At 66.8% G+C, this 16,925-nt stretch carries 14 protein-coding genes; 12 read left to right on the top strand and 2 right to left on the bottom strand.

What is annotated here, in order from left to right:
• The first annotated feature begins 9 nt into the window (after window positions 1–9).
• Both aceA and aceB read left to right on the top strand, forming a co-directional pair.
• The gene (gene aceA, locus BLS42_RS14500) at window positions 10–1,341 is read left to right on the top strand and encodes an isocitrate lyase (protein ID WP_090582347.1); all 1,332 of its coding nucleotides are present in this window, start codon (window positions 10–12) and stop codon (window positions 1,339–1,341) included.
• A 240-nt stretch (window positions 1,342–1,581) separates the two neighbouring features.
• Window positions 1,582–3,246 carry a malate synthase A gene (aceB, locus tag BLS42_RS14495; protein ID WP_090582344.1) on the top strand — a complete coding sequence of 555 codons (1,665 nt, stop codon included), beginning with the start codon at window positions 1,582–1,584 and terminating at the stop codon, window positions 3,244–3,246.
• Window positions 3,247–3,463: 217 nt separating this feature from the next.
• Here the strand turns inward: aceB and BLS42_RS14490 are convergent, their stop codons facing one another.
• Both BLS42_RS14490 and BLS42_RS14485 read right to left on the bottom strand, forming a co-directional pair.
• On the bottom strand, window positions 3,464–4,651 hold the full coding sequence (locus tag BLS42_RS14490; protein ID WP_090582342.1) for an MFS transporter: 1,188 nt from the start codon (window positions 4,649–4,651) through the stop codon (window positions 3,464–3,466).
• A gap of 121 nt (window positions 4,652–4,772) precedes the next feature.
• Entirely contained in the window at window positions 4,773–5,984 is a 1,212-nt protein-coding gene (locus BLS42_RS14485; RefSeq protein WP_090582340.1) for an ROK family transcriptional regulator, read from the bottom strand.
• A 204-nt stretch (window positions 5,985–6,188) separates the two neighbouring features.
• On the opposite strand from BLS42_RS14485, the gene BLS42_RS14480 reads away from it, so the two are divergent.
• The 10 genes from BLS42_RS14480 to BLS42_RS14435 all read left to right on the top strand — a co-directional run bounded on the left by BLS42_RS14480 (window position 6,189) and on the right by BLS42_RS14435 (window position 16,892).
• Complete coding sequence (locus BLS42_RS14480; protein ID WP_090582337.1) at window positions 6,189–6,929, top strand: sugar phosphate isomerase/epimerase family protein; 741 nt, start codon at window positions 6,189–6,191, stop codon at window positions 6,927–6,929.
• A complete protein-coding gene (locus BLS42_RS14475) occupies window positions 6,926–8,062 on the top strand; it encodes a Gfo/Idh/MocA family protein (RefSeq protein ID WP_090582335.1) in 1,137 nt (378 codons plus the stop codon). Before BLS42_RS14480 ends, BLS42_RS14475 begins: the two co-directional genes overlap by 4 nt.
• A gap of 9 nt (window positions 8,063–8,071) precedes the next feature.
• The gene (locus tag BLS42_RS14470; protein WP_090582333.1) at window positions 8,072–9,265 is read left to right on the top strand and encodes a Gfo/Idh/MocA family protein; all 1,194 of its coding nucleotides are present in this window, start codon (window positions 8,072–8,074) and stop codon (window positions 9,263–9,265) included.
• A 1-nt stretch (window position 9,266) separates the two neighbouring features.
• Entirely contained in the window at window positions 9,267–10,262 is a 996-nt protein-coding gene (locus BLS42_RS14465) for a sugar phosphate isomerase/epimerase family protein (protein ID WP_090582331.1), read from the top strand.
• A 121-nt stretch (window positions 10,263–10,383) separates the two neighbouring features.
• Entirely contained in the window at window positions 10,384–11,937 is a 1,554-nt protein-coding gene (locus tag BLS42_RS14460; protein WP_090582563.1) for a sugar ABC transporter ATP-binding protein, read from the top strand.
• On the top strand, window positions 11,934–12,971 hold the full coding sequence (locus BLS42_RS14455) for an ABC transporter permease (RefSeq protein ID WP_090582329.1): 1,038 nt from the start codon (window positions 11,934–11,936) through the stop codon (window positions 12,969–12,971). Before BLS42_RS14460 ends, BLS42_RS14455 begins: the two co-directional genes overlap by 4 nt.
• Window positions 12,968–14,080 carry an ABC transporter permease gene (locus tag BLS42_RS14450; RefSeq protein WP_090582327.1) on the top strand — a complete coding sequence of 371 codons (1,113 nt, stop codon included), beginning with the start codon at window positions 12,968–12,970 and terminating at the stop codon, window positions 14,078–14,080. Before BLS42_RS14455 ends, BLS42_RS14450 begins: the two co-directional genes overlap by 4 nt.
• Window positions 14,080–15,300, top strand: a complete 1,221-nt coding sequence (locus BLS42_RS14445; protein ID WP_090582324.1) for a substrate-binding domain-containing protein — start codon at window positions 14,080–14,082, stop codon at window positions 15,298–15,300. Before BLS42_RS14450 ends, BLS42_RS14445 begins: the two co-directional genes overlap by 1 nt.
• An 88-nt stretch (window positions 15,301–15,388) precedes the next feature.
• Window positions 15,389–16,234, top strand: a complete 846-nt coding sequence (locus BLS42_RS14440; RefSeq protein ID WP_090582561.1) for a sugar phosphate isomerase/epimerase family protein — start codon at window positions 15,389–15,391, stop codon at window positions 16,232–16,234.
• 121 nt (window positions 16,235–16,355) lie between these two features.
• Window positions 16,356–16,892, top strand: a complete 537-nt coding sequence (locus BLS42_RS14435; protein WP_090582322.1) for a GNAT family N-acetyltransferase — start codon at window positions 16,356–16,358, stop codon at window positions 16,890–16,892.
• The last annotated feature ends 33 nt before the right edge of the window (window positions 16,893–16,925 follow it).

Below are 16,925 nucleotides of genomic sequence, written 5' to 3'. Positions count from 1 at the left end.
GAGACAAAGATGACTGCAGCATTTGAGCCCACCCAGCAGACGCCCGAGCAGCAGGCCGCCGCACTGGAGCTCGAGTGGGCCGCCAATCCCCGCTGGGAAGGTGTGACCCGTGACTACAAGGCAACGGATGTCGTCCGCCTCCGCGGCCGCGTCTCCGAAGAACGCACGCTGGCCCGCCGCGGCTCCGAGAAGCTGTGGAAGCAGCTCACCGAGGAGCACGCGGAAGGCAAGTACACCAACGCCCTGGGCGCCCTGACCGGCAACCAGGCGGTGCAGCAGGTCAAGGCCGGGCTCCGCGCCATCTACCTCTCCGGCTGGCAGGTCGCCGCGGACGCCAACAACTCCGGCCACACCTATCCGGACCAGTCGCTCTACCCCGCGAACTCGGTCCCCACCGTGGTCCGGCGCATCAACAACGCCCTGCTCCGCGCGGACCAGATCGAGTTCTCCGAGGGCATCCAGACGGTCGAGGACTGGATGGTCCCGATCGTGGCCGACGCCGAGGCCGGCTTCGGCGGACCACTGAACGCCTACGAGCTCATGAAGTCGATGATCCAGGCCGGCGCCGCGGGCGTGCACTGGGAGGACCAGCTCGCCTCGGAAAAGAAGTGCGGCCACCTCGGCGGCAAGGTCCTGATCCCCACCCAGCAGCACGTCCGGACGCTGAACGCCGCCCGCCTCGCCGCCGACGTCGCCGGCACGCCGTCGGTCATCATCGCCCGCACCGACGCCGAGGCCGCCACCCTGATCACCTCCGACGTCGACGAGCGTGACCAGGAATTCATCCTCCGCGAGGGCGGACAGCCGGTCCGCACCGCTGAAGGCTTCTATAAGGTCCGCAACGGGATCGAACCCTGCATCGCCCGCGCCAAGGCCTACGCCCCGTACTCCGACCTCATCTGGATGGAGACCGGCACCCCGGACCTGGAGCTGGCCCGCAAGTTCGCCGAGTCCGTCAAGGCCGAGTTCCCGGACCAGATGCTTTCCTACAACTGCTCGCCGTCGTTCAACTGGCGCAAGCACCTCGACGACGCCACGATCGCGAAGTTCCAGCGCGAACTCGGCGCCATGGGCTTCACCTTCCAGTTCATTACCCTGGCCGGCTTCCACGCCCTGAACTACTCGATGTTCGACCTCGCCCACGGCTACGCCCGGGAAGGCATGAGCGCTTACGTCGAGCTGCAGGAGAAGGAATTCGCCTCCGAGTCCCGCGGCTACACCGCCACCAAGCACCAGCGCGAAGTCGGCACCGGCTACTTCGACGACATCGCTACCGCGCTCAACCCGAACGCATCCACTCTGGCCCTGGTGGGATCCACCGAAGAAGGCCAGTTCCACTAACTTCCCGACGGCGGCGCTTGCGTCTGCCGGCGCGGCTCGCGTCCGGCCTTCGGTCCGGCATTGCTCTGCCTGCTATTCCCCGTGTCCGGGCCCGACCTCGCTGAGCGAGGACAGGTCCGGACACAGGGCCCCTTTTACGCAGGCTGCCGCAACACCGGCACCTTCGGCCTCGTATTCACCTCACCAGCGCACGTCACCACCCGCCGTCGAACTTCCTTCTTCGTTTAGGAGAGATTTGAAATGAACAGCTTCACTGACAACTTCACCATCAACGGGATCACGCTGACCGCGCAGCCGATTTGCCGGCAGAGCGAGGTTCTTACCCCGGACGCTTTGGCGTTTGTGGCCAAGCTGCACCGGGCCACGGCCGGGCGCCGGCAGGAGCTGCTGCAGGCGCGGCAGGAACGCCGCCACCAGATCTCCAAAGGCCAGGACCCGCGGTTCCTGCGCGAGACCGAGGCCGTCCGCAACGACCCGAACTGGCGCGTCGCTCCCCCGGCGCCGGGGCTGGAGGACCGCCGCGTGGAGATCACCGGGCCGGTGGATAAGAAGATGACCATCAACGCGCTGAACTCCGGCGCCAAGGTGTGGCTCGCGGACATGGAGGACTCCTCCACCCCGTCCTGGCGCAACGTGATCCAGGGTCAGCTAAACCTCACGGATGCGCTGGAACGCCGGATCGACTTCACTTCGCCCGAGGGCAAGGAGTACAAGCTCCGCGCCGCCGAGGACCTGCCCACGATTGTGGTCCGCCCCCGCGGCTGGCACCTGCCGGAAAAGCACATGCTCATCGACGGCACGCCGGTTGCCGGCGGGATCGTGGACTTCGGACTGTACTTCTTCCACAACGCCCGCCGCCTGATCGCCCAGGGCAAGGGCCCGTACTTCTACCTGCCCAAGATCGAGACCCATCTCGAGGCCCGGCTGTGGAACGATATCTTCATCCTGGCCCAGGACCTGCTGGGCATCCCGCAGGGCACCATCCGCGCCACGGTGCTGATCGAGACCATCACCGCCGCGTTCGAGATGGAGGAGATCCTCTACGAACTGCGGGACCACGCGGCGGGCCTGAACGCCGGCCGCTGGGACTACATCTTCTCCCTGATCAAGAACTTCCGCACCCGCGGCCCCCGCTTCGTGCTGCCGGACCGCGGCCAGGTCACCATGACCCAGCCGTTCATGCGGGCCTACACCGAACAGCTCGTCCGCGCCTGCCACAAGCGCGGCGCCATGGCGATCGGCGGCATGGCCGCGGCAGTCCCCAACCGCAAGGACCAGGATGCCAACGCGATCGCCTTCGAGAAGGTCCGCGCGGACAAGACCCGTGAGGCCGGCGACGGCTTCGACGGCTCGTGGGTGGCCCACCCGGACCTGGTGCCGGTCTGCCGCGAGGTGTTCGACGGCGTTCTCGGCGACCGCCCGAACCAGCTCGAACGCCTCCGCGAGGACGTCACCCCGGACGACCGCGCCCTCCTGGACATCTCCGCGACCACCGGAACCATCACCGAACAGGGCATCCGGAACAACATCGAAGTGGGGATCCGCTACATCGAGTCCTGGCTGCGCGGCAACGGCGCGGTGGCCATCCACAACCTGATGGAGGACGCCGCCACCGCGGAGATCTCCCGCTCGCAGCTGTGGCAGTGGATCTTCTCTCGGGCCATCACGGACCAGGGCGACGTCATCACCCGCGAGTCGGTGGAGGACATGCTGGACGAGGAATTCGCCAAGCTGGAGCGCTTCGAGGGGGACCGTTTCGCCGACGCGCGCGACATCTTCGAGGAAGTCACCCTCAGCAGCGAGTTCCCAGCGTTCCTGACGCTGCCGGCCTACGACCGCTTCCTGCATGAAGCGCGCGACGGCGCCGGCCCCGGCCGCGCGAAGGCCGCCCTCATCCCGGCGTAACCCCAGAATTCCGTCCGCTGGGCAGCCCGCCCTTCGCAACAGGCAGCCCGAAATCCGGGTGGCAGCCCAGCGACGGAACACCCCGTCAGAGGCGACAACGGCGTCGAGCTGACAGCTAAGGCCCATGTTCTTCGCGAGCATGGGCCTTAGCTGTGGTCTCGGCAGCGTGGTCTCGGCGCCGGCACAGCGGGAACGAAATCCGCGCCTTGAGCAGAGCCTAGTGCGGCTTCGGCACCCGGCGCAGGGACAGTGCGGTGCCCACGATGAACGCGGTCACGGAGCACAGGATCATCAGCAGCGGTCCGGTCCAGGCACCGGTGACCCCGTGGACGTAGCCCAGCAGGGTCGGCGCCACGGCCCCGAAGGAGTAGCCCGTGCCCTGGACGACGGCGGACATCCGGGCCGCCGAGGCCTGGTCCCGTGCCAGCCGGATAATGGCGAGGAAGATCAGGGTGATGCCGCCGCCCTGGGCCACCCCTCCGAAGGAACACCAGAGCCACCACAGCTCGGGTGCGAGCAGCAGACCCAGGGGTACCGTGAGCCACAGCAGTCCCAGGGTGAGGCCCACCGCCGTCGTGCTGGCGAAACGGGCCGCCAGCGGCACGCCCAGTCCGCCCACGATGGCCAGGATCTGGAAGAGCGAGGACCCCGCCCCGGCGGCTGCGGGCGCCATGCCGAGTTCGTCCGCCAGCAGGCTCGGCAGCCAGGCGGTCACCCCGTAGTAGGAGAACGCCTGCCCGGCGAACCCGAGCGTCAAGGCTGCCGTGATCCACCGGGACGTGAGCTTGCCGGCCGGCCGCCGCGGGTCCGAGGCGGGGACGGCGGCAGGAATGAAGGCCCGCCGGCCGACCGCGATCACCCAGACCGCGCCGGCAGCCACCGCGAAGAGGCCGCTCGCGGCGATCGCGGGCCGCCAGCCCAGCAGCTCAGCCAGCGGCGCCGACACCATCGAGGTCAGGAACGAGCCGATATTCAGCGCCGCGGTGTACGTGCCCATCGCCGCGCCCTGCCGTGCGGGGGTGAAGTCCCGCCGGATGATCAGCGGGACCACGATGTTGCCGATCGTGATGGCGACGCCGAGGATCACGGTGCCGAGCATGACCAGGGCGCCCCCGCCTGCCGAGCGGACCACGACGCCGAAGAGCACGCCGAGCAGGGTCAGGGTGATGGCGAACTCGGGACCCAGCTTGCGCCCGGCCAGCGAGGCCAGCGGCGCGGCCAGGGCAAAGCACAGCACCGGGATCCCGGTCAGGAATCCCAATTCCACCGGGGTGAAGCCGAGATCGTCCTCCAGCTGCGCGATCACCGGGGCCACGGCCACCAGCGGCCCGCGCATGTTCAGCGCGATCAGCCCGATCGCGAGCATGAGGAGCCAGCCGCGCGGCGCCCGAGTCCCGCCGCTCATGGGGTGGACCGTTGCCCGGCGGGCGGGCAGAAATATGCTTTCATCAGTCCCATTGCTATCACGGGCCCCTGCCGCACCTGCGGTATGTGACGCTTCCGGGCGCACCGCTTCCCGGGACACCCTAGCCCGTGGCCTGCAGGGTCGCCTCAATGACGGCGGGTGAGAGCACGTGCTGCGTGACCATCTGGCTGGCTCCGAGGATGGCGGCCTGGTCCCCGGCCCGGGACAGGCCGATCCGCAGGTGCGTCGTGGCCAGGGGCAGCGAGCGCCGGTACACCACCTCGCGGACTCCGGCCATGAGGTGCTCCCCGGCCTGGCCGAGGCTTCCGCCGATCACAATCACCGAGGGGTTCAGCAGGTTCACGACTGTGGAGAGGACGTCGCCGAGGTCCCTGCCGGCCTGCCGCAACGCTTGGATGGCCTGCAGGTTCCCCGCCGCGACGAGGCGCAGCACATCGCCGCCATCGTGCGCCGGCAGGCCCCGCTGTGTCAGCGCCTTGGCGACGGCGGGTCCGGAGGCCAGGGCTTCGAGGCACCCGTAGTTGCCGCAACGGCACAGCACGTCATCGCCGCGCGGAACCCGGACGTGTCCGAGGTCGCCGGCGGTTCCGTTGGCGCCGCGCTGGAGCTGGCCGCTGCTGATGATGCCCGCCCCGATGCCGGTGGCCACCTTGATGAACAGGAAGTTGTCGTCCTCGGGCCAGTGCGCCGTGCGCTCGCCCAGCGCCATGATGTTCACGTCGTTGTCCACCAGGACCGGAACCGGAAGGGACCGCTGGACGTGACGGACGACGTCGAACCCGTCCCAGCCGGGCATGATCGGCGGCTTCACCGGCATGCCGGTGGCGTGTTCCACCGGCCCCGGAAGCCCGATCCCGGCGCCGGCCAGATCCGCGGCGCCCCGGCCGGCCTCGCCGAGCAGCCGCAGCCCTTCATCGATCACACCGTCCAGGACAACCACCGGGCCGTCTGCAACATCCTGCGCCAGCCGGCGCTCGGCGAGCACCTTCCCGCCGAGGTCCGTGACGGCGATGATCACGTGCGTGGCCCCGACATCCACCGCCAGGACTACGCGGGCGGCCGGGTTGAAGGCATAGCGCGACGGCGGCCTGCCGCCGCTGGAGCTCGCCTCCCCCGCGGGGCCAACGAGCCCCGAGACCATCAGCGCGTCGATGCGGGAAGCGACGGTGGAGCGGGCCAGCCCGGTGGTCAGGGCCAGTTCCGCGCGGGTCCTGGCCTTGCCGTCACGCAGGAGTTGGAAAAGATCGCCGGCTCGGGACAGGCTGCCGCCGGCCTCTAAGGCTGCGGACTCGGTACCGGCGGGCGTACTCATGAGTAAGTGATAGCACGAAGATCTTCTGCATGTCACGCCGGGAAAGATCGACACGTAGTTTCCAACTTTTGCTTGACGCTCGGCAAAAGTATCTCTAGTTTTGGCTGTGAGCCAGATCATCGGGCCTGCATGAACCTGCGAACAATTCCTCGTACGGCATCAGGCGCGGCGGCTGCGGCTCATCCCCAACGACGAGGAGAGACAGTGCCATACTCGATCCAGCTGTACACGGTCCGCAAGGCCCTGGAAGAGGATCTCGCTGGAACCATCCAGCGCCTGGCTGACATCGGCTTCACCATGGTTGAGCCTTACCGTTTCGTCGCCAAAGCCGCTGAACTCAAGGAGGCCATGGCCGAAAACAACCTCACCGCACCGTCCGGCCACGCTCCCCTGCTCAGCGACGACCAGGACGCCATATTCACCGCCGCCCAGCAGTTGGGCATCGGCACCGTCATCGATCCGCACGTGCCGACCGAGCGCTGGAACACCATCGAGGACATCAAGGAAACCGCCGCGCAGCTCAACGCCGCAGCGGCCAAGGGAGCCGGCTACGGCGTCCGCGTCGGCTACCACAACCACTGGTGGGAAGTTCAGTCCGTGATTGACGGCAAGACCGCCCTGGAGCACCTCGCCGACCACCTGGACCCCGAGGTCGTCCTCGAACTGGACACGTATTGGGCGGCCGTCGGCGGCCAGAATCCTGCCGACCTCCTCGCCCGGCTGGGTGACCGGGTGAAGTTCATCCACATCAAGGACGGCCCGGTCACCTCGGACCCCTCCAACCAGCTCGCCGTGGGTGACGGCAAGATGCCCATCTGGGACGTGCTGGACGCGGCAGGTTCGCTTGAGGCCGGCGTGGTCGAACTCGACGACTTCCAGGGCGACATGTTCGACGCCGTCCGGGACAGCTACAACTACCTCAGCGCCGGGAGAGTCTCCGCATGAGCCACGCCGCAGGATCCGCCTTCGGCCCGCTCGGATCGGGCCCCGTCGGCGTCGGCATCATCGGCGCCGGCGTCATCAGCAAGCAGTACCTGGACAACCTCACGAGCTTCCCGGACGTCAGGGTCGTCGCCATCGGAGACCTCTTCGAGGAGGCAGCCGCCACCCGCGCCGCTGAATACGGGATTGAAAACCACGGCGGCGTCGACGCCGTACTTGGCAATCCCGACGTCGAGATCGTCATCAACCTGACCATCCCCGCAGCCCACGTCGAGGTGGCCACCCGGGCCGTCCACGCCGGCAAGCACGTCTGGAGCGAGAAGCCCTTCTCCCTGGACCGCGAAAGCGGCCGCGGGCTGCTCAAGGCAGCCGACGCCGTCGGAGTCCGGCTCGGCTGCGCCCCGGACACCTTCCTCGGCGCCGGGCTGCAGACTGCCCGCCGGATGATCGAACGCGGTGACATCGGCACGCCGCTGACCGCGCTGACCCTGATGCAGTCCCCCGGCCCGGAATCCTGGCACCCGAACCCCGCGTTCCTGTTCCAGGACGGCGCCGGACCGCTGTTCGACATCGGCCCGTACTATCTCACCACCCTCGTCCAGACCTTCGGCAGCGTCCGCCGGGTGGCAGCTTTCGGCTCCAAGTCCCGCGAAACTCGTGTGATCGGTTCCGGGCCGAAGGCAGGCGAGGAATGCTCCGTCACCGTCCCGACGCACGTCAGCTCCATCCTGGAGTTCGAAGGCGGCGAATCCGGCCAGAGCATCTTCAGCTTCGACTCACCGTTCCAGCGCGCCGGCTTCGTGGAGATCACCGGCTCCGACGCCACGATCGCGCTGCCGGACCCGAACAACTTCGACGGCGACATCCGGATCTGCGCGCTGGGCTCCGAGGACTGGACCGTCGTCCCGTCCGTCGGCTCCACCGCCAGCCGCGGCGCCGGCGTGCTCGAAATGGCCCGTGCCATGCGCGCGGGCCGGCCGCACCGGGCCCAGGGCGAGCTGGCGTTTCACATCCTCGACACCATGGCCTCCATCTCCGAGTCGATCGACACCCGCGCCTTCGTGGACGTCGCAAGCTCCGCCGCCCGGGTACCGGCCCTGCCCGAGGACTGGGACCCCACCGCTTCCACACTCTAGGAACCAGCTATGAACCCCCACGAAACCACCCCCGGCCCTCCCCCTCTGGGGGTGGCCATGATCGGGTACGCGTTCATGGGCAAGGCCCACTCGAATGCCTGGCGCAATGTTGCCAGCTACTTCGACGTCCCGGCGTTCGAACGGCGCGTCCTCGTCGGACGCGACCCGGAGGGGGTCGCCGAGGCGGCCGCGAAGTACGGCTGGGCCGAGTCCGCCACGGACTGGCGCGAGGTGATCGCCCGCGATGACGTCCAGATCGTCGATATCTGTGCGCCGGGGTTCATGCACGCGGAAATCGCCATCGCCGCGCTGGCCGCCGGCAAGCACGTCCTCGTCGAAAAGCCGCTGGCCAACACTCTGGCCGAGGCCGAGGCCATGGCGGCGGCGGCCCGGAGCGCCCAGGACAACGGGGTGCAGTCCATGATCGGCTTCAACTACCGCCGGGTCCCGGCCCTGGCTCTGGCCCGGGAGCTGATCGCGGAGGGCCGGCTCGGCACCGTCCGGCACGTCCGCGCGGCCTACCTGCAGGACTGGCTCGTGGACCCGGACTCGCCCATGACCTGGCGGCTAAACAAGGAAACCGCGGGCTCGGGGGCGCTGGGCGACATCGCCAGCCATGCGATTGACCAGGTGCTGTTCCTCCTGGGCGAGCAGGTCACTGAAGTCGCCGGCCGGCTGCACACCTTCACGCCCAGCCGGCCCGGCCCCAATGGTCCGGAACAGGTGACGGTTGACGACGCCGCGTGGGCCACGCTGACCCTCGCGTCCGGGGCCATCGCCTCGGTGGAGGTCTCCCGGGTGGCCACCGGCCAGAAGAACTCGCTCAAGCTGGAGATCTACGGCGACAAGGGCGCACTGCTGTTTGATCTGGAGAACCTGAACGTGCTCGGCTTCTTGGACGCCACGCTGCCCGTCCGCGAACAGGGCTTCCGCCGGATCCTCGTCAACGAACCCGAGCACCCGTATCTTGAAGCCTGGTGGCCGCAAGGCCACGTGATCGGCTGGGAACACACGTTCACGCACGAGATCCGCGACTTCCTCGTGGCGGTGGGCAATGGAACCCAGCCCTCGCCGTCGTTCGAGGACGGCTTGGCCGTCCAGCGGATCCTCACGGCCGTGGAAGAAAGCGCCGCGGCCAAAAGCTCGCTCGTCCAGCTCACCCCGCCCGCACCGACCACCCAGACGACTACCGAAGGAGCCTGATATGCCCCACTCTTACACCCTGTTCACCGGCCAGTGGGCCGATCTGCCCTTCGAGGAAGTCGCCCGCCTGGCCTCCGGCTGGGGCTACGACGGCCTGGAAATCGCCGTCTCCGGCGACCACCTGGACGCCTGGCGCTGGGACGAGCCCGGTTACGTCGAGTCCAAGCTGGCCGTGCTGGAGAAGTACAACCTCAAAGTCTGGGCCGTCTCCAACCACCTCAAGGGCCAGGCCGTCTGCGATGACCCGATCGACTTCCGGCATGAGGCCATCGTCGGGGCCAAGGTCTGGGGCGACGGCGACCCCGAGGGCGTCCGCACCCGCGCAGCGCAGGAAATGAAACATACCGCCCGGCTCGCCAAAGCCCTCGGCGTGGACACCGTGGTCGGGTTCACCGGATCCTCCATCTGGCAGTACGTCGCGATGTTCCCGCCCGTGCCGCAAAAGGTGATCGAGGCCGGCTACCAGGACTTCGCCGACCGTTGGAACCCCATCCTGGACGTCTTCGACGAATGCGGGGTCCGCTTCGCCCACGAGGTCCACCCCTCCGAGATCGCCTACGACTACTGGACCACCGTCCGGACCCTCGAAGCGATCGGGCACCGCAAAGCTTTCGGGCTGAACTGGGACCCGTCCCACTTCATGTGGCAGGGCATCGACCCGGTCTCCTTCATCTGGGACTTCAAGGACCGGATCTATCACGTGGACTGCAAGGACACCAAGCTGCGGCCCACCGGCCGGAACACCGTGATGGGCTCGCACCTGCCCTGGGGCGACCCGCGCCGCGGCTGGGACTTCGTCTCGGCCGGCCGCGGGGACGTGCCGTGGGAATCGTCCTTCCGCGCCCTGACCGCGATCGGCTACGACGGCCCCATCTCGGTCGAGTGGGAGGACGCCGGCATGGACCGGCTGCACGGCGCCCCCGAGGCCCTCGCCGCGCTCAAAAAGTACGACTTCCCGGCGTCGAACACCTCTTTCGACGCCGCCTTCAAGCAGTAAGGAACTGGGCGAAAAGCGGCAATAGTGAACGCTCGTTTATTCCTTGACGGATCAGAACCGGTGCTGTAACAGTTAGCTCGTGGAGGGCGCATCGATGGAGAACCACAACGAAACTGATGCCATGAATGCTTCCGAGGCGCTCCACTCCGGCTCTCCGGCACCACCGCCAATCCTGGAGGTCCGCGGACTGACCAAGAGTTTTTTCGGCGTACCCGTACTGGAAGATGCCCATCTCAGCCTTCACCGAGGCCAGGTGCACGGGCTCGTGGGGGAAAACGGCGCCGGAAAGTCCACCCTGATGAAGGTGCTGGCCGGGGTGTACCAGCCCGACGCCGGAACGGTACTCCTGGACGGCCAGGAAGTGAACTTCAGCCACCCCACGAAGGCACACGAAGCGGGGCTGTCATCCGTGTTCCAGGAGTTCAACCTCCTCCCCGACCGGACGGTGGCCGAGAACATCTACCTTGGCCGGGAGCCGCGCCGCGGACTACTCGTGAACAAGACCCTGATGAATTCGCAAACGGCGGAGTTGCTTGATTCTCTGGGGATCGCCGCCATCCGGCCCACCACGCAGGTGCGGAGCCTGACTGTGGCTGAGCAGCAGGTAGTGGAGATCGCGAAGGCGGTCAGCTACGACGCTCGGATCATCTCCATGGACGAGCCGACTGCGGCCCTGGCCGGCGCCGAGGTCGAACTTCTCTACGAGATCGTGGCACGCCTCCGTGAACGTGGCACGGCCATCCTCTACGTCTCCCACCGTCTCCGCGAAGTGTTCGACCTCTGCGACGTCATCACCGTCCTGAAAGACGGCAAAGTGGTCAGCACCCTACCCGCCTCCGAGCTCGACGACGCCCGGCTGGTCCGGCTGATGGTGGGCCGTCCCATCTCGGCGTTCTTCCCGGACAAATTACCCCGGGAGGACGTGGACGCTGACGGCGTTGAGGAGAAGCCGATCCTCGAGTTGCAGGGCGCCGGAAACGGGCAGCTGGACGGAATCAGCCTCAGCATTCGGCCCGGCGAGATTGTTGGCCTGGCAGGGCTTCAAGGGTCCGGCCGCACGGAATTGCTTCACGGCATCTTTGGCGCAGCGCCCTTCACCCGCGGAACGATGAAAATGGCAGGCGTGGAGCTGATGCCCAAGTTACCCCGCCAAGGCGTGCGGGCACGGATGGCCCTGATCACAGAGGACCGCAAGGCTGAGGGCCTGAGCCTGAACCAGTCCATCCTGGACAACGCACTCAGTGTGATCAGGTCGGTCTTTCCGCGCCGCACTGGAGCCGTCAGGACAGAAATTCCGGGCGTATTCTCCTCCCTCGAGGTTATCGCCCGGGACCTGGACCAGGAGGTGCAGTACCTGTCGGGCGGCAACCAACAAAAAGTGGTCCTCGCCAAGTGGCTGGCTATCCGCCCCCGGCTCGTCCTGCTGGATGAACCCACCCGCGGCATTGACGTGGGAGCCAAAGTGGCGGTGTACCGGCTGATGCGCCAGCTCGCGGCGGAGGGCAAGGCCATCTTGATGGTGTCCAGCGAGCTTCCTGAAGTTATCGGCCTGTCGGACCGCATCCTTGTCCTGCGTGATGGCCGGCTCGTCGGTGAACTGCCTGCCGGAACGTCAGAAGAAGCCATCCTGCAGCTGGGAACCGGCGCCAGGACGGCACCCGAAGGAGAGGCATGAATCAGCGAGCGGGCTTCTTCCAGAGACTGTCCTCCACCCAGATCGTCTACCTCGTGGCGCTCGTGACGCTCATTCTGGGTGCGTTGTTAGTGAACTCCATCGGGCGGAGTTTTTTCAGCCCAGGAAATATCTCGAGCATCCTCACCGGAACCAGCGTTCTGGGCTTCATCGCGATCGGCCAGACGCTGGTCATCCTCGCAGGCAGCCTGGATCTGTCAGTTCCCTACGTCACCAGCCTGGCCAGCCTCATCGCCGCCGGCGTGATGGCCAACAACCCAAACAACGTCCTGTCCGCAGTCCTGCTGACGCTGGGGACGGCAGCAGTCATTGGACTCGCGAACGGGCTGATCGTCGCCCGCCTGAATGTGCACGGCTTCATCGCCACGCTTGGCGTGGGCCTGATCATCAGCGGCTACCTCGCCACCAATTTCAAGGGCAGCTTCGGTGAGACACCGCTTGCGTTCCGCATGGTCGGGGCCACGGGGCTCGGTCCGGTTCCGATCTCCACGATCATTATGCTGGCCTGTGCGGGGCTGGCCATGCTGCTCCTGCACCGCACACGCGTCGGGCACCATCTGTACGCTGTCGGCGGCGACATTGCCGTCGCCCGTACTTCCGGAATCCGCGTTGACGTGCCTGTCATTACGGCGCACGTCATCTGTTCCGTCCTGGCAGGGATGGCAGGGCTGCTCCTGGCCAGCAGGCTGGGCGTGGGCAGTCCCACTGTAGGTTCCCAGGGCGGCTACGATCTGCTCTCCATCGCCGCAGTTGTGCTCGGCGGCACGTTGCTCTCCGGTGGCAAAGGAACTATCACCGGCACCCTCGGCGGCGTGCTGATCTTTGCCATGCTGGACAACATCATGTCCGTCATGCAGGTCAACCCGTTTCTGAAGGATGTGGTCAGGGGCGTAGTCATCGTGCTCGCGGTCGCCGTCTATGCCCGGCGCCGGATCGTCAGCAGACCGGAACGGTTCCCCGCGAAAGGTTCCGCGGAAACACCCGCGGCCCAGCCTGTGCCCGTGGAGGGGCCATGAGTACGGCACTGAACTCCGAGCGCAGCGCCATTCTCAAGCAGAACCGTGCCAGCCGTTCCGAGCGGCTCCTGCGCGCCGTGCGCACCCCCGGCGGCGCCGTCTTCGTCCTGCTGATCGGCCTCCTGGCGGCCATCATCGTCTTAAACCCGTCCTTCGGGGAGCCGAGCTCCTTCATCCGGTTCGTCGGCAGGACTGCCCCCATTGCCATCGCCGCCATCGGCCAGTACTTCGTCATTGTCGGCGGGGAATTCGACCTGTCGATGGGATCGGTCGTGACGATGCAGGTCATCGTTGCCGGCAACCTGATACGGCAGGACGATTCCAAAGTGATCCCCGTGCTGGTCCTGATGCTGGTGCTGGGCGCCTTCGTCGGACTGGTGAACGGACTGATCACAACCTTGCTACAAGTCCCTAGTTTCATTGTCACGCTGGGCATGATGCTGGCGCTGCTCGGGCTGGTCCTCTACTGGACCGGCGGCGCGGCCCAAGGGAACCCTGCGGACAGCTTCCGGCAGATCGGGCGCGGCGGCATCCAGGACGTTCCGGTCCTGGACGTCATTCCCTACCCGGTCATTATCCTGACAGCGGTGGCGGTCGCGGGGTTCGTCCTGATGCGCCGCCCCTACGGCCGCATGCTTATCGCGGTCGGGGACAATCCTGAGGCGGCCGCACTGGCCGGCTCGCGCGTCTGGTGGGTGCGGACGCGGGCCTTCATGATGTCGTCACTGTCGGCCACCGTGGCCGGCATCCTGCTCGTGGGCTACGCGGGCGTGCACCCGTCGGTGGGGCGCGGTTACGAGTTCACAGCGATCACCGCCGTCGTCCTCGGCGGCGTTGTGCTGGGCGGCGGGCGCGGCTGGGTCCTGTCCGCCGCGGCCGGGGCGTTCGCCCTCGAGTCCCTGTTCACCCTCCTGAATTTCATGGGTCTCCAGGCAACGTGGCGGGACACGGTCCAAGGAGCAATCATCATCATCGCCGTGGCCGCGGCATCCAGGTCGTGGCAGCGCAAGCGCAAGGGAGCCAGTTCCGCTGCCCATGACGAACAGCACCAGTTGGCCGCAGCACCCACGCCCGCCGAGGGCACCGAACAAGGAGGAGAAAGAGTCTGATGCGCAATAACTCTGTCCGCGCGATCGCCCTTGCCGCAGCATTGCCGCTGGTGGCCCTGACCGCATGTACCACCGAGCCATCCGTCACCCAAACGACAGGGACCGGCACCGGCTCTGCCGCGGCATCCAGTCCCGCAAGCAAAGACTGGTTTGACCAGGCGCTCTACGACACACAGAACCAGCAGCGGTCGGCAACCTTTGAAGGGAACCCGGAGCAGCCCTACCTGCAGTACATCGCGGGCCCGATGACGGACACGTCCAAGTTCAAGTCCCCGGGAGCGCACAAGGTCTGCTTCGCCAACGCCTCCATCTCCAACCCCTGGCGGCAAACCGGCTGGATCACCATGAACCAGCAACTCAAGGCACTCCAGGGCACCGGCGTCATTTCTGAAATGGAGACCCGGGACGCCAAGGACAATGACAACACCCAAATTGCGGACATTGACTATTTCATCGCCGAGGGCAAATGCGATGCGTTCGTCATTTCACCCAATTCCACGGCCGCCCTCACCCAAGCCGTCGAACGTGCCTGCCAGACAGGCAAGCCCGTGGTGGTGTTTGACCGCGGTGTGGAGACTGACTGTGCCACCACGTTCATCCACCCGATCGGTGGGTTCGCCTGGGGCATCGACACCGCCACCTTCCTGAGTGAGAGGCTTCAGTCCGGGGACAAGGTCGTTGCCCTTCGCATCCTCCCGGGTGTGGATGTCTTGGAGCACCGCTGGGCGGCGGCCAAGAAGATCTTCGAGGAAAAGGGAATCCAGGCCAAGGACTACTTCACCGGCGCCGACCCTACCAAGATCAAGAACATCATCTCCGATGAATTGGCCACAGGTGACGTCAAGGGCGTTTGGATGGATGCCGGAGACGGTGCGGTGGCTGCCCTCGAGGCCTTCGAAGATGCCGGCAAGAAGCTGCCCGTGATGACCGGCGAAGATGAGATGAGCTTCCTGACCAAGTGGAAGCAAACCGGGATCGACGCCATGGCCCCGGTCTACTCGAACTTCCAATGGCGAACCCCGCTGCTGGCACTGGAAAAGATCTTCAAGGGCGAGCAGATCCCGACCGAATGGGTTCTGCCGCAGAAGCCTATCCTCGCGAACGAATTGGACGACTGGCTGCAGCGGAACCAGGGCATGCCCAGCGGGCACTACGCCAAGTTCGGCGGCGAGGACCTGCCCGGCTACCCGGAGGTCTGGCAGAAACGGCAGATGCCCTGACGCGGCCCCGCGGACCCGCGGAGTTCCCCCACGGGACCGCTGGCGCGGGACCCATCGGCAGGACAAACATATGGAAGATGGCCGCGTGATGCGTCTGATCGGAATCAGCACCTGGGTCTGGGAATCCCCCTTGACCGACTCCAGCCTTCCCGGACTGTTGGCGAAAATCGCCGCCATGGGGTTTGACGCCGTCGAACTCCCGCTCGAAAACGCGGGCGACTTCACGTCCGCAACGGTGCTGGAATCCCTCGCGGGAAATGGGCTGAAACCGTTTCTGGTGGGGGCCATGGCACCGGGCCGGGACCTGGTGGCGGCGGATCCGGCTTCCGTGGAAAAGACCCAGGCCTACCTGGAAGCCTGCGTCACCATGGCGGGCAGCATCGGCTCGCCTACTGTCTGTGGGCCCTTCTACGCCCGAACTGGCCGGGTCTGGCGAATGTCGCGGGAGCAGCGACGGGACGCCTACGCGGAGCTGCGCCGAAACCTCCAGCCGGTAGCGGCCCGGGCACAGGAGGCGGGCGTGGTGCTGGGTATCGAACCCCTGAACAGGTATGAAACATCGCTGATCAACACGGTGGACCAGGCGCTTGAGGCCCTTGGACCGCTGCTCGGGAACGGCGTCGGCCTCGCGCTGGACAGCTACCACCTACACATCGAGGAGCGATCGGTGGCCGCGGCGGTCCGGGCCGCCGGAGAACATCTGGTGCACGTGCAAGTCTGCGGCAACGACCGCGGCGCCCCCGGCGGGGACCAGACCGATTGGAAAGGCTTCCTCCAGGTCCTGAATGAAGTGGGCTACACAGGGCCCCTCAACATTGAAAGTTTCACGGTCGACAATGCCGCCATTGCCGTCGCGGCGTCGATCTGGCGGCCGCTGGCTCCGAGCCAGGACGAGTTGGCTGAAAGTGGTCTGGCTTTCCTGCGCAGCCTGTGAGGGCGCTGCAGCAGGGCGACCACCACCCGCTAGAGTCTCTTCCGGACAGCTAGCGCCGGCGGAGGCGCCGATTGACGTGTTAGCTGGCGAAGAAATTAGGCGCTTGCCAGGAGATTCCACTATGACGCACCAGATCCGGACAGCAACCGCGGACGACGCCGGGCGGCTGGCAGCGCTCGCGGCCGTCACCTTCCCGCTGGCGTGCCCGCCGGAATCCCGGCCGGAGGACATCGCGGCACACGTGGCCAATACCCTGAGCGAGGCCAATTTCCGGGCCTATCTGGCCGATCCCGCGGTAACGGTGCTGGTAATCGACGCCGGCGGCGATCTCCGCGGCTACAGCCTGCTGGTGGCCCGCCCCACCCGGGATCCGGATGTAGCCGCAGTCCTGAGCGAACTCCCGTGCACCGAGCTCAGCAAGTGCTACGTCCACCCGGAGCACCACGGACTCGGCGCCTCGGCCGAACTGATGCACGCCAGCATCGGTGCGGCCGCGGCAGCTGGCGCCCGAGGGCTCTGGCTCGGCGTGAACAACCAGAATGCCCGTGCCATCCGGTTCTACGAGAAGTCCGGCTTCCGCAAGGTCGGCACCAAGTCCTTCCAGCTGGGCAACACCGTGGAACACGACTTCGTGATGGAGCGCCCGGTCGCGCCGTGAGCGCGAGCCCGCCCAGCCAGCCGAGCCCAATAC

The sequence above is a fragment of the Arthrobacter sp. ov407 genome, from assembly GCF_900102895.1.
In the GTDB taxonomy this organism is placed as follows: domain Bacteria; phylum Actinomycetota; class Actinomycetes; order Actinomycetales; family Micrococcaceae; genus Arthrobacter.
This window is presented reverse-complemented; position numbering and strand designations above follow the sequence as displayed.